The organism is Thiocapsa sp. C2-2m (genome assembly GCF_041903745.1).
GTDB lineage: Bacteria > Pseudomonadota > Gammaproteobacteria > Chromatiales > Chromatiaceae > Thiocapsa > Thiocapsa roseilacustris.
Window position 1 is genome coordinate 45,142 of record NZ_JBBWVD010000033.1, and the last position, 25,564, is coordinate 70,705.

Here is a 25,564-nt window from a genome sequence, read left to right on the forward strand (position 1 = left end):
CAAAAAAGAGTCGTATCCAGCAATCGCGTACTGCGCGTTTGCAGGACCGGGTCACGATGCCGTGGCTCTGAAGAACGCGCCATTGCGGGCCCCACTGTCGCATTTTCGTTCTAGATGGCAGAAAAGCTATGGATCCAAACCTGAGAACTCTCTCGCAAGTGCCTAGAAAAAAATGGGATTCACGCCCCGTCTCCTGGTATTTCGATCTCTTGACCGATCGGGTCACGAGCGCCTTGCCTAGCCTGGGGCAGTGCCCGTGTATCCATGGGCGGAGCTCAAGCACGCAGTCAAATGCTTTTACGGCGACATCGAGTCTCCCGGTCACGCGTTCAGCATGGAACCGCTCGATTGGGGAGGCCGCTTACTGGAGCGACAGGTTACGGAGACCCTGTCCAGCTATCTCGATCCCACAAAGGACTCGCATGCGGCCGCCCGATGCGCGGTATTCATGCAAACGCTCTTCGACCTGAGTGGTGACCCACCGATCGATACCACCAAAGCGAATCGCACCGAGTTGCGAATCGTCGCGGAACATCAGATCGCTTGGCGAAAGAGAACGCGCCGCATCGATTTGCTGGTCGAGCTGATGCGGGAAGGAAGAACGCGGGCGGCGGTCTTGGAATTCAAATTCGAGCATCACGCAACCAAGGGTCAGCTCGACGACATCGAAAAGTGGACAAGTAAGAACTACGATGAATGTTCGCTGTTTTTCATTGCTCCAGACATCAGTGCGCACAAGAATATTCAGGATCAGTATCGCGCCTGGACGATGCTGTCGTGGCACACACTTCTGCGTCGCCTGGAAAAGAACATGCAGGCCGCTTCCGAGAAGCTCGATAACGAGCAATACCGAATTTTCCGCCGAAACATGCTTCGACGAGCAACAGGAGTCTAGACCATGAGCGTTGTCATTCCAGAAAGTGTCAGAAGTTATTGTGCTTCTCACGGTGTTCGCACCGCGATCAATACCCTATCCGAACAGGGCAAAAGCTACCTGCCGGATAATCTGGAGTGGGATGAGCTTCCCAGTTACTACCAGAGCGTACTAGCCGCAGCCACAGTAAAGACCGACTTCGCCCTTCTCTATCTCAGTATCTGGGATTCGGTCTGGAAACCGGCACTGGAAGCCTGCGGCGTGACCGAACCTTGGACCATTGATGACATGCAGCAGGAAGAATGCCCTCCATCTCTAGACACACTGTGGGACTCCGGTTTCTACCGTACGCATTATCATCCCAACGACCAAGAAGCCCGGATTGACACCTTAGTCCAAATCGCCATAGTCCAGAATCAATTACTGATTTACATTAGCCTGGCAACCTGGGATGCAGAGGAGAAGCCTCAGGAACTTGTTCTATCGACGGAATGGGAACGCTCGGCATCGGACAACGGCTGGTACAACACCGTTAAAGACGCCTTTCCGGCTATCGACCCCAAAACGAGCACCGAAATCGACTGCTCCCGAATGCGGAAAGCTGCTGAAGAAGCCTTGCGTCAGATGATGGGCTTCTGAATGCCTCCCCTTGCCAGTCTCGGGCGGTCCCCTTTGGCGCCCGAGTAGAACCGCAATGAGGAAAGGAGCCATGCTCGAATGGGACTAAAACGACGGACAAACCACGGTATTCCGGAAACCAAGAAAGAAGAATCGCCTAAGAGTTGAATTACCTGCGAGCCTGATCCGCCAGCGTAGCTCACAGCGAGACGTCGGGCACAGTGCTGGCGGGGTTCCGGTCGCGGTATGCATAACGTTAGGGCAGCAGGCACCAAATGACCATCGATTTCGAATGGGACTAATCGAAAGCGCAAGCAAGCAGCAAGAAGCATGGCGTCCCACTGCGGAAGGTAATGGAAGCATTCGGGGTCGAGCTCTTGTCCGCTGTCTCCGATCCGGACGATTCGCAAGGGTAAGAACGCTTCCTTTTGTTTGGTCGATCGCAGGGAGGCGAATATTCAGTAGTCTCTTTCACCGAACGCTCGGAGCTCATTCGAAGCATCTCCGCGCGGCGGATGACGCCTAAAGCGCGTAAAGCCCATGACCAATGATGATCAAGTGATCATGTGATCATGTGATCATGTGATCAAGAGATGCGGCCGGAATACCCTGCCGAGCTCATCAAATCCGGTGTTCGCGGGGAGTATGCAAAACGGTATTGCAAAGGCTCCAATGTCGTAACAATAGACCCGGAGCTCAATAAGCTCTTTCCAAATGCTTAAGCCGTAAGTCGTGCATTTCGACAGTATGCACGAGAACACAAACTGGTGCCCTAAGTGTCATTGACCGAGGCCAGATTAGCCGATTGTCAGGTTCCAGGGCGCATCGGATCCCTGCTTGATCGGGCAGACGCTCAATGGTCTCCTCGGTGACAACCCTGCCATCGGCGGTGAGAGGGCGGAACTGCAAAGCGGCTGCGTGGGACGCGGGCTTTTGTCGAGAAAAAATCCGCCGCATGCGCCTCCAGCGGGCGCTCGGTGCGAAACAGCGCTTCCAACGCCTCCTGCCCCAGCCTGTCGCGCAGACCGCCCGTGCAGATCAAAAAGGTATCGTTCGGCGACCGATCGCCCACCCGCCACTGGATTGCAAAGTCATCCTCGGCCTCGTCGGCAGTAAACATCTGCTCGAGATCCCGATAGAGCCGACCCACGGACTGGTCCGCGACGATCTCCCCGCGCTCGACGATGAACCGGAACAGGTGTGATCCCAACAAGCATGGGTGCAGCCGGGAGCCGTCCTTTCGTCGCAACGACAAACAGCGTCGGCCCGGGTGAAAAAGCGCCTTTCGATAGCCATTTAACGCTTGGGGGCCGCTCCGAGCTTAGGGGATTCGCCGGTTTTCAAGCCAACCGCAGGTATCCGGATGACAGAGATGCAATCCATCGATGCCGCTCTGATCGGGCGGCTGCGGGCCTTGATCGGCCGTCGCTGCGAACATGGCGGCCAGCTCTGGCACCTAATCGACATCTTGCCCGGCGAGGGGATCGTCGTGCTGGAATCGGATCGGGCAAGACCGCCGATTCAGATGGACCAGTACGGCCGCGCCAGCCACCGAGCCAGCGCGATCCTTCAGATCCGCATCAGAGACCAGGCAAGCGGCGATCTGACGCACGAGATGCAAGACCTCTTGGCCGGTCTGACCTCGACCCTGCCCGCCTGACGCGACGCCTGCGCGCGATGAGGCCCAGCCACTGCGGCACCGGCCGTAGCAAGGCGCAACGACGGAGCCTGTCCGACTTAGGATGAATCGGCTGCGGAAGTGGGAGGACGGCCCGTTTCGCCCCGCTTTTTCGTTACATAGACCCCACTATGCGCCTCAAAATCGGAACGAACCGGCCTCGCCCTCCCGCTCCCTCGCTTCGATCCCCCTAAGCCGGACAGGCTCCTAGACCAGATGCCGCTCGGCCTTGGCCAGATCCGACACGGTGTCGACCCCGGGTCCGGGCTCGGACTCGGCCATGGCCACGTGGATCCGTTCGCCGTGCCAGAGGACGCGGAGCTGCTCCAACGACTCGGCCAGTTCCAACGGCGAAGGCGTCCAACTCAGGTACCGCTTCAGGAAACCGGCGCGATAGGCATAGAGTCCGATATGCCGCAGGAAGGCGACGGATGTCGGTAGGGCCGCTCGATCGCCGAGGAATTCGTCGCGATGCCAGGGCATGGGGGCACGCGAGAAGTAGAGCGCATAGCCGCGGGCATCGGTCACGACCTTGACGACATGCGGATCGAACAGGGTCGCGCGGTCGGCGATCGGCGCGGCCAAGGTCGACATGCCGAGGCCGGGGATGGCCGCCAGATCGGTCGCGACCTGATCGAGCAGGGATGCGGGCATCGCGGGCTCGTCGCCCTGGAGGTTGACCACCACCGTATCCTCGTCCCAGCCACGCTGCGCGATCACCTCGGTGATCTAACCTTACGGGGTCGGGTCTTGACTTTTGCCTTATCAAAAGTCCGATCCCCGCACACCCGGCAGAAATCAGCGGTCCGATTCGGCCGCGAGGGCCACGATCAGATCCTCGCAGAGCCACAACCCCGCGCCTTGTAGCTGTCGGAGCGCATCTTCCACCGACGCGATCAAACCTTTGCGCTTGGCAAGCACAACGATTCCAGCGGTACCCATTGTTCGCACCCCCAGAACGCGAGCGCAGCGCCTTGCCGCGCGGTCGTCGACGATGGCCGTATAACCCGGGCTGTGCAAGGACAACGAGAGCACAGCGGTTTCGCCTGCACCCAGGCTCCATACGGCAACGGCCGGGTCGACCGTGGTCGCTGTCTTCCGTGCCCAAACTGACTGGGGTAGGCCACGCGTCGCCGGATCGTCATAGGTGCGGCTGACCACCTCGATCCAGACTGCCTCGGGAACCAGCAACTCCGAAAACAGTTTCGGAAGCAGCGGGTGAAGTCCCGCCCGAAATAGAGTGATCAAGGGCGATGCATTGATCACGACCCGATCAATCGGCATCGTTCAGCTCCGCCAAGACCTCATCCGCCGTGTACTGGAATGGACTGACCTTGTATTGACCGAGTGCCGTGATGAACTCGGCCCGTGTCACCCCTGCGATTTCCGCCGCGCGACCTTGCGAGACGAGTTCCAGCTCATACCACTTAACCGCGGCAGCAATCCGCAGCTCGCGCGTAAACTCCTCGGGGTCTTTACGCAGGGTCGCAAAGACCTCATTCGGCATGTCCAGGGTCAGTTGTGTCATCGTCAACCTCCGTCTGCAACCGATCGAGTACGGCAAGTGCATTGTCATTGCTGTCCGCAGCAATGCAATCAACGATGGCATCCAGGTCTCTCCGTGCGGCTTGGCTCCGCAGGACGCGTCGCTCAGTCATCGGCCGGATCGCCGGCTTCCAGCCGACGCCGAAAATCGGCGAAGACCTGCTCCTGCGGAATGACCCGATCTGCCTCCAAGTCGCGTTCGCCCTGCACCATCAGCTTCAGCATCACGAGTGCTCGCTGACGCGCCTGGTATTGCTCGTAGTCCTCGACCACGGCGCGCGCGCGCCCGTTCTGGGTCAAAACGAGTGTTGCCGGATCCGCGCGGAGCTGGTCCAGCAGCCGACTGGCGTCGGCCTTGAGCTCGCTGAGGCTCAGGATGGATTCGCTCATTGAAATACCCTTATTCGGTAGAAGCTTAGACTTACGTCAGGATGCTTGTCCAAGTCTGGGTCGTCAACCGTCATGATGATAGGGTCCGAAGGTTATACCTCCGATTTCGGACAAAGCGACGCGACAGCTTCGCGAACCCTGCCCCCTCCGCTCAACGATTCCGCAGGCAATAATCCCCGCTGCTCGACCAGCCCGACGGGCACCCGGCGCCGATCTTGGGCACTGCCGGCCGCGCCTGCGTGCCCGCCAGACAGTAGGCGCCGCTCGTTGAATAGCCGCTCGGGCAGGATCCGCGTTTCTCCAACGCCGCACGGGCCGTTGCGTCGGGTTTGCAATAGGCGCCGCTGGTGCTGTACCCGCTCGGACAATTGCCCGACTTGGCGATCGGCTGCTCCGTCAACGTCGAATCTGCCGACGCGGCGAGCGGCAACAGAGCCGCGCCGAGAAGCGCGCATCTGAGGGTCGCGATGAGGGACATGGATGCACTCCGGTGTCGTGGTGTCGAAACCTCGGACAATGCCGCAGGGATGCGACATGACCTGTCGTAAAATCCCGGATCATGCCCGGCATCAAACCCTTCAGATGCTCGTGAGGCCCGTCCAGCAATGAAACGCAGAACCTTCATCCACGCGATGGGCGCCGCCGGCGCGCTCGGGCTGTCCGGCCAATGGACCCTTGCCGAGGCCGTCGACCGTGCGGCGACGGTCCAACCGCTCACCCCGGTCTTCGACCGCCTGCCGAGCCTCCTTGCGGCGGCAGCTCGGGCGCAACTGTCCCCCGGTCTCGCCCCATGGCTCCCCGTCGGCACCGATCCAAGCCTCGCCGCGCGCGACCTCCTCGAGGACTGGGACACGCACCTTCACCCCTTGGTGATCGCCCTTGGTCCCGCGGCGGAACGCATCCTGGATCGCCTTCCCGAGCGGATCGCCATCCCCGCGGATTGCGCTCTGTACCGCACCGGATCCACCCAAGGTCATCAAGCGGCCGAAGCGCTGGCGCTGCGTCTGGACAGATGCGCCAGCGCCCTGCTGCTGATCGACCCCTCGGATGATCGGGCGCGACGCGATGCCCCGATCTGGACCCGGCACCTGGCCGCACCCGAGGTCTATCTGCGCGCGGCGGTCGTCCTCGACACCGCGGCCGAGGGTCTCGATCCCGATTGGCGCGCGATCCTGGACGGCCCGGTCATCGAGGTGGGCAGGGCGTGCGGCGATCTGGATGCCGCAGCGCTCATCGAGGCCATGCTGCCCGGTCTGCCCTTCGTTCAACCGGCGATGATCTGCTGCGACCCGGTCGATGTGCACACCATCCTCGCCTCGGGACCGCGCGCCCGGGCCACGGCAGTGCGCTGGACGCGACCCGACGAGCGCACCGCCGCCATTTCCGACGCCTGCGCCGATCTGGTGTCGACACGCAGCCAAGGCGCCCTGGGCTGGCTCCACACCGACCTGCAGTTCACGATCGACGAATGGGATGTCCTGAACACCCTACTGACCGACCGGCTTCCTCCGAACACCGATCTACTGCTGATTCCCTTTCCGGACCCGACGCGAGGCCACGGCGAGCGGCTGCTTAGCTTGACGGTGGTCGGGGATTAGGTGAAACCGCGCCCGGCGCCACATGCGCTGTTTGATGGCGTTCCTGACGACGGGTTTTAGACTGGCCTCGCGATTCGCACCAAGATCAGCGACACATTGTCGGGCGCACCCGCCGCCAACACCGCATCGAGAAAAACCGCTGCCTGCGCCTCCAGCGGGCGCTCGGTGCGAAACAGCGCTTCCAACGCATCCTGCCCCAGCGTGTCGTGCAGACCGTCCGTGCAGATCAGAACGGTATCGTCCGGCGTCCAATCACCCGGGCGCCAATGCAGCAGGGCCAAGGTGCACGCCGAGCCGCGGGTGCGCCGATCCCCGGCAAGCGCTCGGCACAACGCCGGATGGTCGTGCCGGCGAATCAGACGCGGACCGATCCAGCCGTCTTGCAGCAAATCGTCATGCTCCTGGCCGATTTCGCACAGGGCCTCGAGCACGGTGCGGCTTGCCCGCTGGGGCTAGGGGCTGATCGCGACGCCGTCGGCGACCGCGCAGAGTCCGTCCCGACTCTCGGAGACAACCGAGCGCGTGCGAAGATCGGGAGATTGACTCACAGCACCCGCGACCAAGAGCGCATTTTGTTGATCGCGGGCGAGCAGGCCACGGTGTTGCGCAAACGCGAGCCCGATACCGTGATTCACTTGCCGATCTCCGGTAGGCCGCAACTGAGAGGCGACTTTTCAAGCGGGGCCATGCGCGCGATCGACCGCGATGACGCGGCAGCAACGACCGCAGACCCATCGTCACGGCACGATCCTTTCATCCCAGGCCCGATTCCCGTCATCCGGAATATGCGCCAGCGCCCAGGCCGCGAAATTGAACGACGTGCCGGCGAAGGTCTGCACCGCCGCCGGATAAAGATAGGCCGTCGCCGCATCGTGAAAAACGGTCAGCTCGGCATAGTTTCGCCAATCCCGATACCCCGGCGAGCGCCGGTCGAACATCGCGTGAACGACACAACGTCGCAGGGTCGGATGCATCATCCCGTAAAACGCGTTCCAGCGGTCCTGAGACCTGAGCCACTGCCACTCCCAAGCCACCGCCAGCGCCTCCTCGTGCAAACGGTCGAAGGATCCGCCGACCAAGCGCCGAGAGAAGTCGCAAACGTAATGGAACCGTTCGTGCTGATAGACCGAGATGACCAGCAACCGAAGAACCCGCTCGGCATCGGTCCCGGTGATGAACGGAAAGCGACGTTGGGCATCGCGGATCAGACTCTTCCAAAATGCCTCGATATTTCCCCGGTAGAGACTGATGATGCCGGGGCTACCCATCCACTGGTAGGTGCCGAGCAGGGCGATCGACTCAGCATGATCGGGAAACTCCGGCCCGGTGTCGGGCTCCCTTTCCCGGAACACCTCCAGGTCGGGCGCGTCGTCGAAAAGTCCGGCAGGAAGCACACCGTCGTCCGGCGGCTCATCCACGGCCGGTGGAAGCTCCCTGCCGTGCATCGGCACCCTGCTGAGGATTTGCTTGATCAGGGTGTCGGCGATTGACATGGTGGGTTTCTGAGAGTTCTTAAGGCTCTACGATGCCGACGATTGAACAAACATCGCGCCTACAAAGTGATGATCTAATATCTCTTTACCCAACGCACAACGTAAAACTGAACCCTATGGCCCTTCGTTTAGCCCCATCGATGTCCGGCGAAATTGAGGAACGAGCTTGTTCGTCCAATAATGTCAGCGGCGGTCTCGCGGGGAGCAGTTGGGCACGCTGCGCTTTGCCCAACCTACGGCCTGCTCCGTCGGATGAATCGCGTCTGGTCTGGTCCGAACGCCGACGGCCGAATCAATCGTCATCGAGCGCCCAGCCCTTGGAGAGCTCGACGGCCTTGTGCCAGCGCTTGAACAGACGCTCGCGCTTGGCCGCGTCGAAGCGCGGGTGATAGCGCACATCCAACGCCCACTTCTCGGCGATCTCCTCGCGGCTCGCCCAGAAGCCGACGGCGAGGCCGGCGAGATAGGCCGCGCCGAGCGCCGTGGTCTCGGTGATCCGAGGGACCTCGACATTGACGCCCAGGATGTCGGCCTGAAACTGCATCAGGACATTGTTCTCCGCCGCACCCCCGTCGCAGCGGAGCTCCTTGAGCTGAATACCGGAGTCGCGCTCGATCGCCTCGATGACGTCGCGCGTCTGATACGCCATGCTCTCGAGCACCGCACGCGCGACATGGCCCCGGGTTGTCCCCCGCGTGATCCCGATCAGCAAACCGCGCGCATAGGGATCCCAATGCGGGGCACCGAGTCCCACCAGGGCCGGCACGAAATAGACCCCCTCGTTCTCCGGTACCGATCGCGCCAGCTCGCGTGTCTCGGAGGCATGACGAATCATGCCGAGTCCGTCGCGCAGCCACTGCACCGCGGAGCCGGTGACGAAGATCGCACCCTCGAGCGCGTATTCCACCGGCTCGTCCCCGACACCCCAGGCGATGGTCGTGAGCAGGCGCTCATCGCTCGCCACCGCCTCGGTCCCGGTATGCATCAGCACGAAGGAGCCGGTCCCGTAGGTGTTCTTCGCCATCCCCGGGCTGTGACAGGCTTGGCCGAACAAGGCCGCCTGTTGATCCCCGGCGATTCCTGCGACCGGGATGCCGCGGGTGCCGAAGAACATCTGCGGATCGGTCTCGCCGTAGATCTGCGAGGAGGGACGCACCTCGGGCAGCATGGCGGCCGGGACCTCCAATAACGCCAACAGCTCCGCGTCCCACTCCAGGTCGCGGATGTTGTAGAGCAGGGTACGGGAGGCGTTGGAATAGTCGGTGACATGCACCCGACCGCCCGTCAACCGGTACACCAGCCAGGAGTCGATGGTGCCGAAGCAGATCTCGCCGCGCTCGGCCCGCTCGCGCAGCCCCGGTTGGTGGTCGAGGATCCACTTCAGCTTGGTGCCGGAGAAGTAAGGATCGATAACCAGTCCGGTCTTGGCGCGAACCATCGCCTCCAGACCGCGTGACTTGAGCTCGTCGCAATAGCGTGCGGTGCGCCGATCCTGCCAGACGATGGCGCGCCCGACCGGACGGCCCGATGCGCGCTCCCACACGACCGTCGTCTCGCGCTGGTTGGTGATGCCGATGGCTTGAATCTCGTCGGGCGAGACACCGCCGGCACGCAAGGCCTCCGAGATCACCTTCATGGTGATCAGCACGATCTCGTCGGCATCGTGCTCGACCCAGCCCGGCTTGGGGTAATGCTGGGTGAGCTCGGAGTCGGCACGCGCGCGGACCAAACCGGCGCGATCAAAGATCAAGGCGGTCGTACCCGTGGTGCCCTGATCAATAGAGAGGATATAGCCACTATTCATCGCTCGACGCTCGCCTCCGGTGGTGGTGTGACGTCTGTACATCCCTGTCGTCGCCGCTTCTTTGGGGTCGGGGTTGCGGCCGCCCGATCGCTTCGGGCCGGAATCCGGGCCAATCGCCGGCAGGAGTGCCTGAATGATCTCGAGCTGCGCGAGGCCGATCATCCGACCCTGCCGCCCGGTCTTCGCGTTCGTTTGAGTCTAGTCCGCGCGGCGGCCGGCCGCTTGCCAGCAATCCCACGAGTCGCGAACCTATAGCCTGTCTCTTCCCGGGCGAGGTCATTTGGTGTACAACCCTTGCGCGACCCTGCGATCCATGTTCCTCGGCGACCTGCCCGCCTTCTCCCTGCAGGTCGCGAACCCAATGACCGACGTAACATCAGCGAACCACCAGAGGCAACCCAAGTGATGAACGCAAAGATCGTAACGGTCCGCCCCGAGTATCCCACCGACACGCTGCAGCGGCTGCCCAACTTCGTAGGCATCTCCGAGGCTACAGCCGGTGCCGCGGGGATCTCGATGAACCTGGTGGTGATCCCGCCCGCAGGCGAGGCCGAGCCCCATCTGCACTTGGGGTTCGAAACCGCCATCTATCTGCTCAAGGGCTGTGTCGAGACACGCTACGGTGAGAATCTCCGGCACTCCGTGGTCAACGACGAAGGTGACTTCATCTTCATTCCGGCGGGTGTACCCCACCAACCCAGAAATCTGAGCGACACCGAGCCCGCACTCGCCATCGTCGCACGCAACAACGCCAACGAGCAGGAAACCGTTCAGATTTATCGCCCGGCCAGGAGTGAATAGCGCGGTCAGAACACTTCATCAGGTGCCGGAAATAAGTTGAGCACCGAATCGAATCGTTGTCGTTGTCGTTGTCGTAATCGAGAACGACAACGACAACCGTGCCAAAGGTGCTCTCTCGTCGAGTTGTTTTACTTTTTTGAGCCGTTCCTCAGTTGCAAACCAGGAGCAAGGACATGCCGGGACGCTACAAAGATTGCCTCATGATTTTCGCCATCGCCGTTTGCGGGTTCTCGCCACCAACCCCAGCTGAAATACACAAATGCACAAGCAAGGACGGGAAAGTCTCCTTCAGTGACGTCGCCTGCCCTCACGATGCAGCCGCGGAGACGCTGGACATCGCCGGCAAACCGGCGGGTGCCGCACCCGATCGGGAACCCGACGTGAACCTGTATCCGACGGCGCAACCTCCGGCAACCCGGCTCGATCGGCAGCGAACGAAAGAACCTGCCAAAGAGCAGCCCCCGCGGACGAACACCTCGCTCATCTACCAAAAATGGCTGATCGAAGAACGGAACGCGACGCTCCGGGGAGCGATTCCGCCGGAGATCAACCCCCTGCGCGAAAAGACCCGGACGGTGATCGGCAAGGATTAACCGGGGGCGGCAACAGGGACGCCATCATCCCCTGCCGCAAGGGCTGGATTCGAGAACCGCGCACGGCTGCCGCTACACCCTGGATTGGAACTGGGACGAGGACCGCTGCACCATCCCAAGGGGTTATCCCTTCGCTGCATGTCAGCTACAAAGCCTCCAAGATCAAGCAGTGCTTCAAGGAAGGCCGCGCCCTGCGCACCGAGACCACGATCAACAACACCCACGACTTCGGCATCGGACGGAATCTCAACAACCTGCCCCCCCTGCGGGCCATCGGCTTTGCCGCCAACCGTCGCTTGCTCGAGGTCGAGACGCTCAGCCAGGACTGTCTTCTGGCCGAGGAGGTGTTCGATCAGGTCACCCAACCGCAGGTGGTCGGCGGGCAACGCGCCCCCGGGCTGCACCTGGACGATCCGCGGGTCTTGGCGCTGTTCACCGCCCTGTGCCTGTTCCTCACCCTGCCCGAGGGCTTCCGCCATGCGGGGATGCGCACCTGGATGGCGCAGGCCTTGGGGCTGCCGCTCGCGGTCTATTCACCCGGCCGGATGACCTACGATCTGCGCCGACTGCGGCTGCATGGCCTCATCTGACTCACGCGCGCAGAAAGTTGTTCGTCAAGGAACCCTAGATGCCTTCCAGGCATGTGCGGTCGGGATGCCTGTTCTCGGAAATCGCTATAGTCTCCGTGCCTCCGTGCCTCCGTGCCTCCGTGCCTCCGTGCCTCCGTGAGAGATTCCTAAAAGCGATCGGTAACTCGCTCTGCGGGCGATCCGGTGAAACCCATCGGTGCCAAGGCGTAGAATCGCATCGGGCGCAGTCGCCCGGATGACTCGGGACCGTTACATGAGCACAGACCGTCGCTGGCTTCTTGCCGCGGCGATTCTCGTCGCCGTCCTCGCCGTCGCTACGGCGGGGTGGATCCTTGTCCTCGGCGGGAACCTCCAGACGCTGACAGGCGCGGTTCGAGGTCTGCTGGGCGATGCCGCACTCCCCGATGGCTTTGCCGTCGGCAACGGTCGGATCGAGGCGATCGAGGTGGATGTCGCCACCAAGTTGGCCGGGCGGCTGGCGGAGGTGCGGGTCCAGGAAGGCGATCGGGTCGAGTCGGGGCAGGTCGTCGCGGTGCTCGATACCGATGCCCTGCAGGCCCAGCAGCGCCAGGTCCGCGCCGAGCTGCGGCATGCCGAGCAGGAGCGCCAGCATGCACTTGCGGTGGTGGAGCAGCGCGAGAGCGAGCTCGACTTCGCTCGCCGCGACCTCGACCGGCTGCAGCGACTCTCGCGCACCGATCAATTCGTCTCGGAAGAGCAGGTCGATCAGGCACGCACCGGCGTGCGCAGCGCCGAGGCGGCCCTGTGGGCGTCTCGCGTGCAGGTGGTCGCGGCCGAGGCGGCGATCGAGGCGGCGCAGGCGGGTATCGAGCGCGTCGAGGTCGACATCGCGGACAGCACCCTCAAGGCGCCCCGCGGCGGACGCGTGCTTTACCGACTGGCGGAGCCGGGCGAGGTGCTGGGTGTGGGCGGCAAGGTCTTGACCCTGCTTGACCTCGGCGACGTCTATATGGTCATCTTCCTGCCGACAGCGGCGGCGGGACGGGTGCCCTTGGGTGCGCCGGCGCGGATCGTTTTGGATGCCGCCCCCGAGTACGTGGTCCCCGCGGAGGTCTCCTTCGTCGCCCCGCGTGCCCAGTTCACGCCCAAACAGGTCGAGACGCAGAGCGTGCGCGAGTCGCTTGCATTTCGTGTGAAGGTCCGGGTCGACCCGGAGCTGCTCGCGCGCTACGAGACGCTGGTGAAGACCGGGCTCCCCGGCATCGCCTATGTACAGCTCAGCCCCGACGCGCTTTGGCCCGAGCATTTGGAATCGAGATTGCCGCCCCCGAGGTCATCGCTATGGCCGAGCATGCCGCCGGCCCCGTCGTCCGACTAAGCGGGCTGAGCCACGCCTATCCGGGTGTCGACGCCCTCCGGGAGGTGGCGCTCGAGCTGACCGCCGGACGGCTGACCGGTCTCATCGGGCCCGACGGGGTCGGCAAGTCGACCCTGCTCGGGATCATCGCGGGGGTACGGCAGATCCAGGCCGGTCGGGTCGAGGTGCTCGTGCATGACCTGCGGCAGCGCCGCGCGCGCGACGCCGTGATCGAGCGCATCGCCTACATGCCTCAGGGCCTCGGTCGCAATCTCTACCCGAGCCTTTCGGTGCGTGAGAACCTGGATTTCTTCGGTCGTCTGTTCGGGCAGGACAGGGCGACCCGGGCCGAGCGCATCGCCGAGCTGACGGCGGCCACCGGCCTCGCACCCTTCACCGAGCGTCCGGCGATGCACCTCTCCGGCGGGATGAAGCAGAAGCTCGGGCTCTGCTGTGCGCTGATCCACGACCCCGAGCTGCTGATCCTCGACGAGCCGACCACCGGGGTCGACCCGCTCTCGCGCCGCCGTTTCTGGGAGCTGATGGACCGGCTGCGGCGGCGTCGTCCGGACCTGAGCATCCTGGTATCCACGGCCTACATGGAGGAGGCCGAGCGTTTCGACACCCTGGTGGCGATGGATGCCGGCCGGGTGCTGGCCGTCGGTACCGTGCGTGAGCTGTGCGCGCGCACCGGCGAGCGCGACATGGAGTCGGTCTTCGTTGCGCTGCTTCCCGCGGAGCGCCGCGGCGGTCATCGGCGCCTGGTGGTGCCTCCTCGCACCCCCGACGGGGACGGGCCGCCCGCCATCCGCGCCGAGGGTCTCACCCGGCGCTTCGGGGACTTCACGGCGGTCGACCGTGTCAGCCTCTCGATCCACAAGGGCGAGATCTTCGGCTTCCTCGGCTCCAACGGCAGCGGCAAGACCACGACCATGCGGATGCTGACCGGCCTCCTGCCGGTCACCGAGGGCGAGGCGTGGGTCTTCGACCGGCCGGTGGATGCGGAAGACACGGCGCTGCGCCGCCGTCTGGGCTTCATGTCCCAGTCCTTCTCGCTCTACGGCGAGCTCAGCGTGCGCCAAAATCTGGACCTGCATGCGCGGCTCTACCGGCTGCCCGCGCCGCGCATCCCCGCGCGTATCGCTGAGCTCACCGAGCGATTCGACCTCGCACGCGTGATCGACGCCCGCGCCGAGTCGCTGCCGCTCGGGGTGCGCCAGCGTCTGTCGCTCGCGGTGGCGGTGATCCATGCGCCCGAGCTCCTGATCCTGGACGAGCCGACCTCCGGGGTCGACCCGATCGCCCGAGACCGCTTCTGGGAGCAGCTCCTGATCCTCTCGCGCGAGCAAGGGGTGACCATCTTCATCTCCACCCACTTCATGAACGAGGCCGAGCGTTGCGACCGCATCTCGCTGATGCACGGCGGTCGGGTGCTCGCCGAGGGCACACCCGCGGACATCAAGGCCCGGCAGGGTGCGGCAACGCTGGAGGACGCCTTCATCGCCTCCATGGAGCAGGGTGCGGCGGACGCGGGCGAGGAGGCCGCCGCCGAGCTGCAGACAGGGCAGGACCCCGTGCTCCCCCGGCCGCCGCGCAAGCCGGCGCGTACCCCCGGGTTCTCGCCGCGTCGGCTCTGGGCCTATACCCGGCGCGAGGGCACCGAGCTTCGGCGCGACCCGATCCGTCTCGCCTTCGCGCTGCTCGGGCCGGCGATCCTGATGATCGCGATGGGCTTCGGGATCTCCTTCGACGTCGACGAGATCGCCTACGCGGTGCTCGACCACGACCGCACCCCGGCGAGTCGGGACTACCTGGAGCACTTCGCCGGCTCGACCTGGTTCTCCGAGCAGGCGCCTCCGGTCGATGCCGCCGAGATGCTGCGCCGGCTCGAGAGCGGCCGGCTGACCTTGGCGATCGAGATCCCGCCGGGCTTCGGCCGGGACGTGCAACGCGGCGCCCGGCCCGAGGTCGGTTTCATCATCGATGGAGCCATCCCCTTCCGCGGCGACACCATTCGCGGCTATGCCGAGGGCGTGCATCAAGGCTATCTGGAGACCTTGGCGGGCGACGCATACGCGGGGCTGTCCGCATTTCCGGTGACGGTCGAGACACGCTTTCGCTACAACCAAGACTTCAAAAGCGTCTACGCCATGGTGCCTGGGATCCTGATGCTGCTGCTCATCATGATCCCGGCCACCATGACCGCCGTGGGCGTAGTGCGCGAGAAGGAGCTGGGCTCCATCACCAACCTCTACGCGACCCCGACCAAGGGCGGGGAGTTCCTGCTCGGCAAGCAGCTCCCGTACGTGGGTCTGGCGCTCCTGAGCTACCTGATGCTGCTCCTGATGGCGCTCTTCCTGTTTCGAGTGCCGCTTGCCGGGAGTCTTGTCGGCCTCACGCTCGGGGCGGTCCTGTTCGTCTTCGCGAGCACCGGGCTCGGGCTCCTCATGTCCACCTTTATGCGCACCCAGATCGCGGCCGTCTTCGGGACGGCCATCGTCAGCACCATTCCGACCATCCTCTTCTCCGGTATGCTGGTGCCGGTCTCCGCGCTGACCGGACCTGCGCGCATCATGGGCTACGGCTTCCCGAGCGCCTGGTTCAATCACGTGAGCGTGGGGAGCTTCACCAAGGGGCTGACCTTGGGCGATCTGTGGCTGGATTATCTGGTGCTTGCGGCCTTCGGGCTCGCCTTCTTCCTGCTCGGGCTTGCCCTGCTGCGCACCCGGGAGCGCTGAGATGCGGCTCGCGAACGTCTACCGCTTGGGGCTCAAGGAGCTGATCAGCCTGCGTTACGATCCGGTGTTGGTCTTCTTGATGATCTACGCCTTCACCTTCGCCATCATCGCCCCGTCCCGCGGGGTGAAGCTCCAGCTTGAGCACGCGTCCGTGGCGGTGGTGGACGAGGACCGCTCGCAGCTCTCGGTACGCCTGACGGAAACCCTGCTCCCGCCCTATTTCCAGACACCCGAGCCGATCGGGCTCGACGAGATCGACGCGGCCATGGACGCGGGTCGCTACACCTTCGTGATCGACATCCCGCCGCGCCTTCAGGCCGATGCCTCGGAGGGGCGTCGCCCGGCCGTGCAGGTCATCGTGGATGCGACCGCCATGGCCATGGCCGGTGCGGGGGCGCGCTATCTGGAGCGGGTGCTGGTCGAGGAGCCGCTGCTCTATTTCCGAGGCGATCGCGCGGAATCCTCACCGATGGAGGCGCCGGCCGTGGGGGCGGTAATCCGGCTCGCCTTCAATCCGAATGGCGAGTCGGCTTGGTTCATGTCCGTGATGCAGATCGTCAACATGGTCACCCTGCTCGGCATCGTGCTCACCGGGGCGGCGCTGATCCGCGAGCGCGAGCACGGGACCATCGAGCATCTATTGGTGATGCCGCTCACCGCCGCCGAGATCATGCTCGCCAAGGTCTGGGCCAACGGGCTGGTCATCCTCCTGGGGGCCACCTTCGCCCTGGTCGTGATCGTCCAAGGGCTGCTCGGGGTGCCCAATGCAGGCTCGCTCGGACTCTTCGTGCTCGGGCTCGGGATCTACCTCTTCTCGCTTACCGCGCTGGGTATCCTGCTCGCCACCCTTGCCCGCACCATGCCCCAGTTCGGGTTGCTCTCCATCCCGGTGTTCCTGGTGATGTACATGCTCTCGGGCGCCAACACCCCGCTCGATGCCATGCCCGAGCTGCTGCAACGGGTGATGCTCGTCTCGCCGACGACCCACTTCGTCGCCTTCGTCCAGTCCGTCGTCTTTCGAGGCGCCGGGCTCGATCTGGTTTGGCCGCACCTGGCCGCGACCTTGGGGCTTGGGGTGCTGGCCTTCGCTGCGGCCTTGGCCCGCTTTCGGCAGACGGTGAGTCTCAGTCGGCTGTGATCTGCCGTCCCGCCTGCCGGCGGTGGCAAACAGCGTTTATCCGGCTCAAGGCGCAGCCCGCTGATCCGAGATCACTACGCCATCTGCGCAATCACAAGTGAGATGACCTTCGGAAACCGCTATACAGAGCGGTGCGAGGCACAACCAACCGTCGGAGGCTGTTGTGCCTCCTATCGTCAGCACAACCTACGGGCACCGAGCTTTCTTGAAGTTGCCTTGACGGCGCGGCCGATCGACGAATTCGGCCGTAGGTTGTGCCGAGCCGTGCGAGGCACAACCAGCCGTCGGCGGAGGTTGTGCTTCCTGTCGTCAGCACAAACCACCGGGAGTCGAATTTCGGAGATTCTCTAAGATGACCGCACGATTCAGAGACAGACTCAAGCCGCAGCGACCTCGCGCTCGACATAGTCTTCATAGTTTCCGCGGAAGTCGACCACGCCCCGGGGTGTCAGCTCGATGATCCTGGTCGCGAGCGACGAGATCAGCTCCCGGTCGTGGCTGACGAAGATCAGGGTGCCCGGGTAGTCTTCCAGCGCGGTGTTGAGCGACTCGATGGACTCCATGTCGAGATGGTTGGTCGGCTCGTCCATCAGCAGGATATTCGGCTTCTGCAGCATCAGCTTGCCGAAGAGCATGCGGCCCTGCTCGCCGCCCGAGATCACGTTCACGGGCTTCTTGATCTCGTCCTGTGAGAACAGCAGCCGCCCCAGGGTGCCGCGGATGACCTGCTCGTCGTCGCCGGGCTGTTTCCACTGGTCCATCCAGTCGTAGAGGCTGGTGGTGTCGGCAAAATCGGCCGCGTGGTCCTGTGCGAAGTAACCCAGGGAGCTGTTCTCCGACCATTTGATCTCGCCGCCGTCGGGGGGCAGGTCGCCGGCGAGGCTGCGCAGCAGGGTGGTCTTGCCGATGCCGTTGGGACCGATGATGGCCACCCGTTCGCCGACCTCCACCGTCAAGTCGAGACCGCTGAAGAGCGGCGTGCCGTCGTAGCCCTTGGCAAGGCCCTCGACCTCCAGCGCCAGACGATAAAGTTTCTTGTCTTGGCCGAAGCGGATGAAGGGGTTGACCCGGCTCGAGGGTTTGATGTCCTCGAGCTTGATCTTTTCGATCTGGCGCTGACGCGAGGTGGCCTGCTTGGCCTTGGACGCGTTGGCCGAGAAGCGGCTGACAAAAGTCTGCAGCTCGGCGATCTGGGCTTTCTTCTTGGCGTTGTCTGAATAGAGACGCGTGCGCGCTTGGCTGGCCGCGGTCATGTACTCGTCGTAGTTGCCCGGGTAGACGCGCAGCTCGCCGTAGTCAAGGTCGGCCATGTGGGTGCAGACGCTGTTCAGAAAGTGCCGGTCGTGCGAGATGATGATCATGGTGCTGTTGCGCGCGTTCAACACCTCTTCGAGCCAGCGGATGCTGTTGATGTCGAGGTTGTTGGTGGGCTCGTCGAGCAACAGGATGTCCGGATCCGCGAACAACGCTTGGGCGAGCAGCACGCGCAGCTTCCAGCCGGGTGCGACGGCGCTCATGGGGCCTTCGTGCTGCTCCAGCGGAATCTCCAGGCCGAGCAGCAGCTCGCCGGCACGCGCCTCGGCGGTGTAGCCGTCCAGCTCGGCGAAATGCACCTCTAGGTGCGCGACCTCCATCCCGTCGTCCTCGCTCATCTCCGGCAGCGCATAGATGCGGTCGCGCTCCTTCTTGATCTGCCACAACTCTTCGTGGCCCATGATGACGGTGTCCAGCACCCCGTAGTCTTCGAAGGCGAACTGGTCCTGGCGCAGTTTGCCGAGCCGCTTGCCGGGCTCGACCGAGACGTTGCCCGCACTCGGCTCCAGATCGCCGCCCAGGATCTTCATCAGGGTGGATTTTCCACAGCCGTTGGCGCCGATCAGGCCGTAGCGATTGCCTCCGCCGAACTTTACGGAGACGTTTTCGAACAACGGCTTGCCGCCGAACTGCATGGTAATGTTGGCTGTGGAGATCAAAGCAGGGTTCCGCAAGAGACTGAATAGAGGGGCGGGCCGCCGACATTCGACGGACATCAAACGAAAAAAGCCCCGCTGGAGGCGGGGCCTTTTTAGCTCAGGTGGCAAGCACCTGGCGGCTGATTTTACTTCGGTACGACGTTGGTCGCGCTCGGGCCCTTTTGGCCTTGCTCGACGTCGTAAGTGACGCTTTGTCCCTCGGCCAACGACTTGAAGCCGCTGCCTTGGACGGCGCTGTGATGGACGAAGACGTCCTTGGAGCCGTCGGAAGGAGCGATGAAGCCGAAGCCCTTCTCGTCACTGAACCACTTAACTGTGCCTGTAGCCATTTACGGTATTCTCTGATTTAACGAAACGTGTGTACATATGCAGGCGACTATCGGGAGATTACGGAAGGATCTGCCACGTCACGCGGAGAGGAGTAACAACCGAAATACTACAATGAAGCACTGCACGGGGGGCATGATGCCCAATACTGAATCGTTTTTCAAGGTCTTTCTTCGGTCTTTCTTTTGTCTTTCTTTGGTAAAACGCGCAGCAACTGGACAACGGCGTCACACGCACTGCCGGCAAAGGGTTTCGGGAGGACGCAACATAACATCGGTGGCGGGTCCCGAGACGCTCTGCGTCTCGACCGGGTACGGCAGGCGTCCGATGATGTGAGATCATTTTGCCCTTCGACAACGACCAATAGGCGACCCGGATGAGAATCCTCCATACCATGCTGCGTACCGGCAACCTGCAGCGCTCCATCGCGTTCTACACCGAGATCCTCGGGATGACGCTCCTGCGTCAAAAGGATTATCCCGACGGCGAGTTCACACTCGCCTTTCTCGGCTACGGCGACGAGTCGGAGCAGACCGTAATCGAGCTGACCTTCAACTGGGGCGTCGAGCACTACGACTTGGGCAGCGGCTACGGCCATATCGCCATCGAGGTCGACGACGTCTACGCGGCGACGGACCGGATCAAGGCAAAGGGTGGCAAGATCATCCGCGATGCCGGAGCCATGAACGCCGGCAGGACCATCATCGCCTTCGTCGAAGACCCGGACGGCTACCCGATCGAGCTGATCGGCGTAAGGTAGCGGGCTTCAAGGACTCGCGGCTCTCCTGACCCGCTGCACCGAGCCGCGCGGTCGCTCTCAAGTGATTTCGGGGACCAAGCGTCACGACTTCGTATGTCTGCCAGATCTGGAAGGGCGATCTGAGTCGCCCCTGATTGGTGGATGCTCTTCCACAATCACCTCAGTCGCCCACAAGCCCGGCTTTGAAGGTGTCAACCTCGGCTGGCGTGTAGGCCAGGGTCGTTTCCAGTTGCCCCCAAACGGGCTTCGGCCAGAAGGGATCGGCAGGGCTTCGGCCGACGACATGGACATGCAGTTGCGGCACCAGATTGCCGATCCAGGCCACGTTGACCTTGGGGCATCCCAGAACAGCCGTCAGGTAGTCCGAGACGCGCTTGCAGTCGACGAGGACGGCGTCGCGCTGCCCGATCGGCAAATCCAACAGGTTGCTCAAGTCGGTCTCCGGAACCAGGATCAGCCAGGGCACGGCCGCGTTGCGATGCAGGAGCAGGTGACTCGCGGACAATCGACCCAGTGGATGGCAATCGGCAAGGAGTTGGGGATGCAGGATGAAGTCGGTCATGACCATCGGGCTCCGTTGAAACCATAGGGCGGCAATCGATCAGGCCGGGATGCTTAGAAGGTGATGCGCTGGGGATGCCCTGTCGAGTCGGCTTTCGTAATCTACCTGCCGCCTGCCGCCTGCCGCCGATTCGGACAAATCGGCGTCCGCGTCTCGGCTCGGAAAGCCTCTCACGGAGACACGGAGACACGGAGACAGGGAGACAGGGAGACAGGGAGACAGGGAGACAGGGAGACAGGGAGAAACACGGCATCCTCCTTGTGCACTCCGTGTCTCCGTGAGAGATCGCACAAAGGAATCACAGGCGTGGTCCGACAACCGACCCGATCGACATCGTCTACCCGAGGAGTCACGTCACATCATGCAGATCAACGATCCGAACGCCTACCGTCGTTGCGAGGAGGTCGATCTCATCGGCAACTTGATCGAGGTGCGCGACCGCCATGTCCTGGAGCTGGGTTGCGGCGCCGCCTACATGACGCATGCGCTCGCCACCCGGCTCGGCGCGGCCCGGATCACGGCGACCGAGGTCGATCGCATCCAGCACGCGCGCAACCTCGCGATCGCGGATCTGCCGCAAGTGACCTTTCGCTACGGCGGCGCCGAGTCGATCGCGGATCCGGACGCTAGCTACGACCTCGTCGTCATGCTCAAGTCGCTCCACCATGTCCCGGTCGCGGCCATGGATCAAGCGCTGCGCGAGATCCATCGCGTGCTCGTCCCGGGCGGTTTGCTCTATGTCTCCGAGCCCGTCTACTGGGGCGACTTCAACGCCGTCATGCGCCTGATCGACGACGAGCGTCTGGTCCGCGAGGCCGCGTTCGAGGCCCTCCGGCATGCCGTCGATGCAGGGCTGTTCGAGCTGGTAGAGGAGGTCTTCTTCGAGTCCGAAGGCATCTACCCCGACTGGGAGAGCTTCGCCGCACGCTTCATCGACGTAACCCACAGCGAGCGAAATCTCGATGCCGCACGCCTGGCCGAGATCCGCGCGGCCTTCGAGCGCCATCTGACACCGCAAGGCGTGCGCTTGTGGAAGCCGCATCGGATCGACCTGTTGCGGCGGGTCGATTGAGCCGAACATGAGCCGACCATGATCCGATCGCTCCATCCGGACCGCATCAACCGAGCCTCGGCGTCATGAGCACAGCCCTCGTGGCTCCGCCGCGTATCGCCTTCTGGCATCGCAAGGGCGGAACGGGCAAGACCAGCCTCGCCATCGGCTGCGCTGTGCGTCTGGCCGGCGGTTCGGCTCCGGACGCTGGTGTGCAACGGCACTCGCCCGAGCGCGGTGACCGGGTGCTGCTTCTGGACACCGACCCTCAAGGTACAGCCGCGGCCTGGGGCGAGCGCTTCGCCGACCGCTTCGGAATCGCCGTGCGGGCGGATAGCGGGTTCGCGCTCTGGCGCGACTGGGCCGAGCGCGCTCAAGGCTTCGATGCCGTCCTGGTCGATTGCCCGCCGACCGTCAGCCCAGAGGTCATGGAGATCCTCGCCGGCGTCGATCGGCTCTTGGTCCCCACCCGCCCGGCTTGGCCGGATGTGTGGGCGCTGGAGTCCGTCGCCGATCTCGTCGCGGATCTTCATCGTGAAGGGTCTCGGCTCTCGGTCAGCGTCGTCTTCAACCAGGTCGGCGACGAAGCGTTTGCGCCCTTCGCGGCGGCGATCGCCGACCTGGGCCTCGACCTTCTTCCCGAGGCCATCCCGTGCGACGACGCCTGGCCGGCGCTCTTCACCGGCGGGGAGCCGCCGGGCAGCCTTGCGACTCTTATCGGGACGCTGGTTCGATCAACGGGAATCCGACTGGCCTGAAGGCTTTTAGCCCGGAGACTGTGGTCCGTTCATCATCCATTCCATCTTGCATGCAGTGGATGCTTGCATTAGCCCGATGCGTCGTTCGTGTCAATCACCGGAGGAGGCTATGGCCATCGTCAAAGTGCGCCGGATCGATCGAGCGGACAAAGAATGGCTGCAAAGAGAAGCCGCGCGGCAAGGCATCTCGATGGAAGAAATGGTTCGGCGTCTGATTTGCGAGAAACGCCAACAGTCTGTGGCGCAAGCAACGCCTTCTGAAATTGTCAGGCGCTATTTTGGGCCGCAGGGAGGCGTCGAGCTGGGTGAGAGGGCGGGGTTCGGCTGACAACCAGACGGTTCGAGCAGGTCTTCGTCGATGCCTCGGCGACCGAGTGGCAGGGTTTGCGGGTCTTTGCCGGTTACGGCCGATCACCCTTGGATATGCTGCTCGGCGGAACGGCCCGGGAGGTCTTCATGGTCGAGACCGAGCCCCGCTTCCAGGAAGAGCCCCTGTTCGATCTGGAGTCTTGGACGCCATCGGAAGGGCAGCAGGTCGGTGACCTGGAGTAAGACCGGGAGGTCCGTCCGCAGGTGAAGCTTTGTCGTGTCGACCCGGTGCGATCCGGCCGCATCTCGGCGGACCTGCCGTGGATTCGGGTACGCTGCCGGGGTTGATGACGGGGCGGGTCCGAGTGCCGTGTCCGGCGCGTAACCCAGCACACCCTCGTCTCGACACCGAATCAATCAACCCATCGGTGTGCTGATGGCCGACGAGTTGACCGAAGTCAAGAAACCGCGAATCGTCACTCTCTCGTGATCGCGTCGCCAAGGATCTGCAATCCGGTAAGCGGACTATTCGGCCCGTGGTGACGGGGCATCTTCTTTCGCCTCGTTGCAGCAATGCGCCCGTCGTCGTTGTTCGAGTGCGGAAGCGGCCGATGGGGCTCAGACGATCTATCCACAGGGCAGGCACCTTCAGTGCCTTGATTTTCGGAACCCTACAGGGAGTGAATCATGTACACGCAACACCAATTCCTGCTTTCGGGAGTCCTGTCCCTCTCGCTTGCTGCCGGCCTTCAGTTTGCCGGCGCCGCCTCGGCCGCCGAGGTCAAGAACATCATCATCCTGATTCCGGATGGCCAGTCGCAGTCGATTCAGACCCTGGGCCGCTGGTACCGCGGCGAACCCCTCGCGCTGGATGAGATGGGCGCCGGGACCATGGCCGCCTGGATGGTCAATTCGATCACCACCGACTCCGCGCCGGCGGGGACCGCGATGGCGACCGGCTACAAAACGACCGACAAGTTCATCGGCGTCGGCCCGATCGAGGCCAACGCGCTCAGCACCTACAGGCTTCCGGCCGAGGTTCCCGGGGCCAGCGACGCAGAAAAATGGAATTGGTTCTCTTACCGTCCGCTCGCGACCGTGTTGGAAGGGGCTAAACGCCAGGGCAAGGCAACGGGTCTGATCTCGACGTCGCGGGTGACCCACGCGACCCCGGCCGGTTATGCTGCACACGTAGACTCCCGCAGCCTGGAGAACGACATCGCAGAGCAACTGGTGTACCAGAACCTCGACGTCGTCTTCGGCGGCGGATGGGACCGCTTGCTTCCCGCACCCGACGGTTCCCGCACCGACGGCGAGAACCTCCTGAACGTGCTCAAGGCTCGCGGCTATCAGTGGGCGCAGACCAAGGCCGAGCTGACTGCCCTGACGGGCGGCAAGGCGTGGGGGCTGTTCGCCAAGTCGGCGATGATGCCGGACATCGATCGTCAATATGCGTGTGAGCAAGCTGACGAGCAGGCTTGCAATGAGCCGACGCTGTCCGAAATGACCGGGAAGGCGATCGAGCTGCTCTCGAAGAACGAGAACGGCTTTTTCCTGATGGTCGAAGGCAGCCAGATCGACTGGGCGGGCCACGCCAACGATCCGGCATACATGCTGCATGACTTTTTAGCCTTCGATGACGCGGTCAGGGTGGCGCTCGACTTCGCCAAGGCCAACCCCGGCACCATGCTCCTGGCCGCGCCGGATCACAACACCGGCGGCCTGGCACTCGGGAATCGCTCGGTAAACTGGACCTATACCGATATCACCGTGGAAGACCTGCTCGATCCCATCAAAGGTATGCAGACCACGGCGGAGTTCATTGCCGGAACGCTCCCTGAAGGAAGGGATCCAACCCCCGCGGAGCTCCAAGTCGCCGTCCTCCAGTATTGGGGCATCGGGCTGAGCGATGAGGATGCCGCGGAGATCATTGCCTATGAGAAGGATCCGGACGTCTACGGCTATGGCTATTCCATCGCCAAGGTCGTCAGCGAGCGACATACGGTCCTGGGTTGGACGAGCCACGGACACTCCGGCGAGGATCTCCCTTTCTGGAGCTACGGCACCAACGCTCCGGTCGGACACATCGACAACACGGACCTCGCCTGGTTCGTGGCAAAGGAGTTCGGTCTGAACCTGAGCCTGAGCGACCCGGACGGACTCAACCAAACGCTGTTCGTCGACCTGGTCGATACCAAGGCCAAGGCCGTGACGGAGCGCAGCGATCCGAACAACCCTGTGCTTCGGATGGGCCCTTATTCTTTGCCCGCGAACAAGGACTTCATGCTGTTTAAGCACTCGCGAGGAACATTGACCTGCCCGCTCGAGGGTCTCGTCGTCTACGCCCCGAAGGCGAACGAAGGTAACGGACGTTGGTTCGCCCCGCGGAAGACGTTGGACATCATGAGCAGACCGTTGCGCTTTTGCCGACAATAAAGACCGATTGACGGTCACCCCGGCTCAAGGGCGCCGACGTCGGCTCGGCCGCTCCGGACGGGGACGACCTGTTGCTCGACAAGCATTGTTCGTGGCACCGGCTTCCAGCCAACTGGAAGCCGGCTCGACTTCTGTCGAATCAGGTCTTGAGATCCTAGACAGCCTCTCAGTATCGATCTCATCCTCCGCCAACTCAGCGGGCATGGACAA

Annotated in this window: 29 protein-coding genes and 1 pseudogene; 17 read left to right on the forward strand and 13 right to left on the reverse strand. The window is 63.3% G+C overall.

Going from position 1 to position 25,564, the window contains the following annotated elements:
• Positions 1-334 precede the first annotated feature (334 nt).
• From AADX97_RS22065 to AADX97_RS22075, 3 genes are all read left to right on the forward strand, one after another.
• Entirely contained in the window at positions 335-895 is a 561-nt protein-coding gene (locus AADX97_RS22065; RefSeq protein ID WP_374235419.1) for a hypothetical protein, read from the forward strand.
• Between the two features lie 3 nt (positions 896-898).
• Entirely contained in the window at positions 899-1,513 is a 615-nt protein-coding gene (locus tag AADX97_RS22070; RefSeq protein ID WP_374235420.1) for a hypothetical protein, read from the forward strand.
• Between the two features lie 407 nt (positions 1,514-1,920).
• Positions 1,921-2,043, forward strand: a complete 123-nt coding sequence (locus AADX97_RS22075) for a hypothetical protein (RefSeq protein WP_374235422.1) — start codon at positions 1,921-1,923, stop codon at positions 2,041-2,043.
• A 302-nt stretch (positions 2,044-2,345) separates the two neighbouring features.
• On the opposite strand, the gene AADX97_RS22080 is transcribed toward AADX97_RS22075, so the two are convergent.
• Positions 2,346-2,705, reverse strand: a complete 360-nt coding sequence (locus AADX97_RS22080) for a hypothetical protein (protein WP_374235423.1) — start codon at positions 2,703-2,705, stop codon at positions 2,346-2,348.
• A 159-nt stretch (positions 2,706-2,864) separates the two neighbouring features.
• Between AADX97_RS22080 and AADX97_RS22085 the strand changes: the two genes are divergently transcribed.
• Complete coding sequence (locus AADX97_RS22085) at positions 2,865-3,152, forward strand: hypothetical protein (RefSeq protein WP_374235424.1); 288 nt, start codon at positions 2,865-2,867, stop codon at positions 3,150-3,152.
• 225 nt (positions 3,153-3,377) lie between these two features.
• Here AADX97_RS22085 and kdsB read toward each other — a convergent pair.
• The 5 genes and pseudogenes from kdsB to AADX97_RS22110 form a co-directional block, all read right to left on the reverse strand.
• Positions 3,378-3,899 (reverse strand): annotated as a pseudogene (gene kdsB / locus AADX97_RS22090) (3-deoxy-manno-octulosonate cytidylyltransferase); the annotation flags it as partial.
• Between the two features lie 69 nt (positions 3,900-3,968).
• A complete protein-coding gene (locus tag AADX97_RS22095) occupies positions 3,969-4,454 on the reverse strand; it encodes a DUF3368 domain-containing protein (protein ID WP_374235425.1) in 486 nt (161 codons plus the stop codon).
• Positions 4,444-4,698: a UPF0175 family protein gene (locus AADX97_RS22100; RefSeq protein ID WP_374235426.1), complete on the reverse strand. Its 255-nt coding sequence runs from the start codon at positions 4,696-4,698 to the stop codon at positions 4,444-4,446. Before AADX97_RS22100 ends, AADX97_RS22095 begins: the two co-directional genes overlap by 11 nt.
• Before the next feature lie 122 nt (positions 4,699-4,820).
• The gene (locus AADX97_RS22105; RefSeq protein WP_374235427.1) at positions 4,821-5,105 is read right to left on the reverse strand and encodes a type II toxin-antitoxin system Phd/YefM family antitoxin; all 285 of its coding nucleotides are present in this window, start codon (positions 5,103-5,105) and stop codon (positions 4,821-4,823) included.
• A gap of 151 nt (positions 5,106-5,256) precedes the next feature.
• Positions 5,257-5,583, reverse strand: a complete 327-nt coding sequence (locus AADX97_RS22110; RefSeq protein WP_374235428.1) for a hypothetical protein — start codon at positions 5,581-5,583, stop codon at positions 5,257-5,259.
• A gap of 127 nt (positions 5,584-5,710) precedes the next feature.
• Here AADX97_RS22110 and AADX97_RS22115 point away from each other — a divergent pair, with 127 nt between their 5' ends.
• The gene (locus AADX97_RS22115; RefSeq protein ID WP_374235429.1) at positions 5,711-6,703 is read left to right on the forward strand and encodes a hypothetical protein; all 993 of its coding nucleotides are present in this window, start codon (positions 5,711-5,713) and stop codon (positions 6,701-6,703) included.
• A gap of 56 nt (positions 6,704-6,759) precedes the next feature.
• Here AADX97_RS22115 and AADX97_RS22120 read toward each other — a convergent pair whose 3' ends face one another.
• The 4 genes from AADX97_RS22120 to glpK all read right to left on the reverse strand — a co-directional run bounded on the left by AADX97_RS22120 (position 6,760) and on the right by glpK (position 10,000).
• The gene (locus tag AADX97_RS22120) at positions 6,760-7,092 is read right to left on the reverse strand and encodes a PP2C family serine/threonine-protein phosphatase (RefSeq protein WP_374235430.1); all 333 of its coding nucleotides are present in this window, start codon (positions 7,090-7,092) and stop codon (positions 6,760-6,762) included.
• A gap of 63 nt (positions 7,093-7,155) precedes the next feature.
• The gene (locus AADX97_RS22125) at positions 7,156-7,338 is read right to left on the reverse strand and encodes a hypothetical protein (protein ID WP_374235431.1); all 183 of its coding nucleotides are present in this window, start codon (positions 7,336-7,338) and stop codon (positions 7,156-7,158) included.
• A gap of 102 nt (positions 7,339-7,440) precedes the next feature.
• On the reverse strand, positions 7,441-8,196 hold the full coding sequence (locus AADX97_RS22130; RefSeq protein WP_374235433.1) for a hypothetical protein: 756 nt from the start codon (positions 8,194-8,196) through the stop codon (positions 7,441-7,443).
• 292 nt (positions 8,197-8,488) lie between these two features.
• Positions 8,489-10,000 (reverse strand): glycerol kinase GlpK, encoded by a 1,512-nt coding sequence (gene glpK, locus AADX97_RS22135; protein ID WP_374235469.1) that lies wholly within the window; start codon positions 9,998-10,000, stop codon positions 8,489-8,491.
• 405 nt (positions 10,001-10,405) lie between these two features.
• Between glpK and AADX97_RS22140 the strand changes: the two genes are divergently transcribed.
• The 6 genes from AADX97_RS22140 (at position 10,406) to AADX97_RS22165 (ending at position 17,178) form a co-directional block, all read left to right on the forward strand.
• Entirely contained in the window at positions 10,406-10,801 is a 396-nt protein-coding gene (locus AADX97_RS22140; protein ID WP_374235434.1) for a cupin domain-containing protein, read from the forward strand.
• Between the two features lie 173 nt (positions 10,802-10,974).
• Entirely contained in the window at positions 10,975-11,394 is a 420-nt protein-coding gene (locus AADX97_RS22145) for a DUF4124 domain-containing protein (protein ID WP_374235435.1), read from the forward strand.
• On the forward strand, positions 11,295-11,984 hold the full coding sequence (locus AADX97_RS22150; protein WP_374235436.1) for a hypothetical protein: 690 nt from the start codon (positions 11,295-11,297) through the stop codon (positions 11,982-11,984). The genes AADX97_RS22145 and AADX97_RS22150 overlap by 100 nt, the downstream gene beginning before the upstream one ends.
• Positions 11,985-12,237: 253 nt before the next feature.
• Positions 12,238-13,323 carry an HlyD family secretion protein gene (locus tag AADX97_RS22155; RefSeq protein WP_374235437.1) on the forward strand — a complete coding sequence of 362 codons (1,086 nt, stop codon included), beginning with the start codon at positions 12,238-12,240 and terminating at the stop codon, positions 13,321-13,323.
• A complete protein-coding gene (gene rbbA, locus AADX97_RS22160) occupies positions 13,287-16,040 on the forward strand; it encodes a ribosome-associated ATPase/putative transporter RbbA (RefSeq protein WP_374235438.1) in 2,754 nt (917 codons plus the stop codon). Before AADX97_RS22155 ends, rbbA begins: the two co-directional genes overlap by 37 nt.
• A 1-nt stretch (position 16,041) precedes the next feature.
• Positions 16,042-17,178 (forward strand): ABC transporter permease, encoded by a 1,137-nt coding sequence (locus AADX97_RS22165; RefSeq protein WP_374235439.1) that lies wholly within the window; start codon positions 16,042-16,044, stop codon positions 17,176-17,178.
• Between the two features lie 377 nt (positions 17,179-17,555).
• Here the strand turns inward: AADX97_RS22165 and AADX97_RS22170 are convergent, their stop codons facing one another.
• Both AADX97_RS22170 and AADX97_RS22175 read right to left on the reverse strand, forming a co-directional pair.
• Positions 17,556-19,151, reverse strand: coding sequence for an ABC-F family ATPase (locus tag AADX97_RS22170; protein WP_374235440.1), 1,596 nt, complete (start codon positions 19,149-19,151; stop codon positions 17,556-17,558).
• Between the two features lie 125 nt (positions 19,152-19,276).
• Positions 19,277-19,480, reverse strand: a complete 204-nt coding sequence (locus AADX97_RS22175; protein ID WP_374235441.1) for a cold-shock protein — start codon at positions 19,478-19,480, stop codon at positions 19,277-19,279.
• 374 nt (positions 19,481-19,854) lie between these two features.
• On the opposite strand from AADX97_RS22175, the gene gloA reads away from it, so the two are divergent.
• Positions 19,855-20,238: a lactoylglutathione lyase gene (gene gloA, locus AADX97_RS22180; protein WP_374235442.1), complete on the forward strand. Its 384-nt coding sequence runs from the start codon at positions 19,855-19,857 to the stop codon at positions 20,236-20,238.
• A 160-nt stretch (positions 20,239-20,398) separates the two neighbouring features.
• Here gloA and AADX97_RS22185 read toward each other — a convergent pair whose 3' ends face one another.
• Entirely contained in the window at positions 20,399-20,800 is a 402-nt protein-coding gene (locus tag AADX97_RS22185) for an HIT family protein (RefSeq protein ID WP_374235443.1), read from the reverse strand.
• Positions 20,801-21,161: 361 nt separating this feature from the next.
• Between AADX97_RS22185 and AADX97_RS22190 the strand changes: the two genes are divergently transcribed.
• From AADX97_RS22190 to AADX97_RS22210, 5 genes are all read left to right on the forward strand, one after another.
• The gene (locus AADX97_RS22190; protein ID WP_374235444.1) at positions 21,162-21,872 is read left to right on the forward strand and encodes a class I SAM-dependent methyltransferase; all 711 of its coding nucleotides are present in this window, start codon (positions 21,162-21,164) and stop codon (positions 21,870-21,872) included.
• A gap of 65 nt (positions 21,873-21,937) precedes the next feature.
• Positions 21,938-22,609, forward strand: a complete 672-nt coding sequence (locus AADX97_RS22195; protein WP_374235445.1) for a ParA family protein — start codon at positions 21,938-21,940, stop codon at positions 22,607-22,609.
• Between the two features lie 109 nt (positions 22,610-22,718).
• Positions 22,719-22,937: a hypothetical protein gene (locus AADX97_RS22200; protein WP_374235446.1), complete on the forward strand. Its 219-nt coding sequence runs from the start codon at positions 22,719-22,721 to the stop codon at positions 22,935-22,937.
• A gap of 89 nt (positions 22,938-23,026) precedes the next feature.
• A complete protein-coding gene (locus tag AADX97_RS22205; protein WP_374239321.1) occupies positions 23,027-23,161 on the forward strand; it encodes a hypothetical protein in 135 nt (44 codons plus the stop codon).
• 444 nt (positions 23,162-23,605) lie between these two features.
• The gene (locus AADX97_RS22210) at positions 23,606-25,354 is read left to right on the forward strand and encodes an alkaline phosphatase (protein WP_374235449.1); all 1,749 of its coding nucleotides are present in this window, start codon (positions 23,606-23,608) and stop codon (positions 25,352-25,354) included.
• Positions 25,355-25,564 lie beyond the last annotated feature (210 nt).

What these genes read in the sequence shown, in the direction of transcription:
- AADX97_RS22065 (WP_374235419.1), top strand. Translation starts at nt 335, where the DNA reads ATGGAACCGCTCGATTGGGGAGGCCGCTTACTGGAGCGACAGGTTACG.
- AADX97_RS22070 (WP_374235420.1), top strand. Translation starts at nt 899, where the DNA reads ATGAGCGTTGTCATTCCAGAAAGTGTCAGAAGTTATTGTGCTTCTCAC.
- AADX97_RS22085 (WP_374235424.1), top strand. Translation starts at nt 2,865, where the DNA reads ATGCAATCCATCGATGCCGCTCTGATCGGGCGGCTGCGGGCCTTGATC.
- AADX97_RS22095 (WP_374235425.1), bottom strand. Translation starts at nt 4,454, where the DNA reads ATGCCGATTGATCGGGTCGTGATCAATGCATCGCCCTTGATCACTCTA.
- AADX97_RS22100 (WP_374235426.1), bottom strand. Translation starts at nt 4,698, where the DNA reads ATGACACAACTGACCCTGGACATGCCGAATGAGGTCTTTGCGACCCTG.
- AADX97_RS22105 (WP_374235427.1), bottom strand. Translation starts at nt 5,105, where the DNA reads ATGAGCGAATCCATCCTGAGCCTCAGCGAGCTCAAGGCCGACGCCAGT.
- AADX97_RS22110 (WP_374235428.1), bottom strand. Translation starts at nt 5,583, where the DNA reads ATGTCCCTCATCGCGACCCTCAGATGCGCGCTTCTCGGCGCGGCTCTG.
- AADX97_RS22115 (WP_374235429.1), top strand. Translation starts at nt 5,711, where the DNA reads ATGAAACGCAGAACCTTCATCCACGCGATGGGCGCCGCCGGCGCGCTC.
- AADX97_RS22130 (WP_374235433.1), bottom strand. Translation starts at nt 8,196, where the DNA reads ATGTCAATCGCCGACACCCTGATCAAGCAAATCCTCAGCAGGGTGCCG.
- glpK (WP_374235469.1), bottom strand. Translation starts at nt 10,000, where the DNA reads ATGAATAGTGGCTATATCCTCTCTATTGATCAGGGCACCACGGGTACG.
- AADX97_RS22140 (WP_374235434.1), top strand. Translation starts at nt 10,406, where the DNA reads ATGAACGCAAAGATCGTAACGGTCCGCCCCGAGTATCCCACCGACACG.
- AADX97_RS22145 (WP_374235435.1), top strand. Translation starts at nt 10,975, where the DNA reads ATGCCGGGACGCTACAAAGATTGCCTCATGATTTTCGCCATCGCCGTT.
- AADX97_RS22150 (WP_374235436.1), top strand. Translation starts at nt 11,295, where the DNA reads ATGGCTGATCGAAGAACGGAACGCGACGCTCCGGGGAGCGATTCCGCC.
- AADX97_RS22155 (WP_374235437.1), top strand. Translation starts at nt 12,238, where the DNA reads ATGAGCACAGACCGTCGCTGGCTTCTTGCCGCGGCGATTCTCGTCGCC.
- rbbA (WP_374235438.1), top strand. Translation starts at nt 13,287, where the DNA reads ATGGCCGAGCATGCCGCCGGCCCCGTCGTCCGACTAAGCGGGCTGAGC.
- AADX97_RS22165 (WP_374235439.1), top strand. Translation starts at nt 16,042, where the DNA reads ATGCGGCTCGCGAACGTCTACCGCTTGGGGCTCAAGGAGCTGATCAGC.
- AADX97_RS22175 (WP_374235441.1), bottom strand. Translation starts at nt 19,480, where the DNA reads ATGGCTACAGGCACAGTTAAGTGGTTCAGTGACGAGAAGGGCTTCGGC.
- gloA (WP_374235442.1), top strand. Translation starts at nt 19,855, where the DNA reads ATGAGAATCCTCCATACCATGCTGCGTACCGGCAACCTGCAGCGCTCC.
- AADX97_RS22185 (WP_374235443.1), bottom strand. Translation starts at nt 20,800, where the DNA reads ATGACCGACTTCATCCTGCATCCCCAACTCCTTGCCGATTGCCATCCA.
- AADX97_RS22190 (WP_374235444.1), top strand. Translation starts at nt 21,162, where the DNA reads ATGCAGATCAACGATCCGAACGCCTACCGTCGTTGCGAGGAGGTCGAT.
- AADX97_RS22195 (WP_374235445.1), top strand. Translation starts at nt 21,938, where the DNA reads ATGAGCACAGCCCTCGTGGCTCCGCCGCGTATCGCCTTCTGGCATCGC.
- AADX97_RS22200 (WP_374235446.1), top strand. Translation starts at nt 22,719, where the DNA reads ATGGCCATCGTCAAAGTGCGCCGGATCGATCGAGCGGACAAAGAATGG.
- AADX97_RS22210 (WP_374235449.1), top strand. Translation starts at nt 23,606, where the DNA reads ATGTACACGCAACACCAATTCCTGCTTTCGGGAGTCCTGTCCCTCTCG.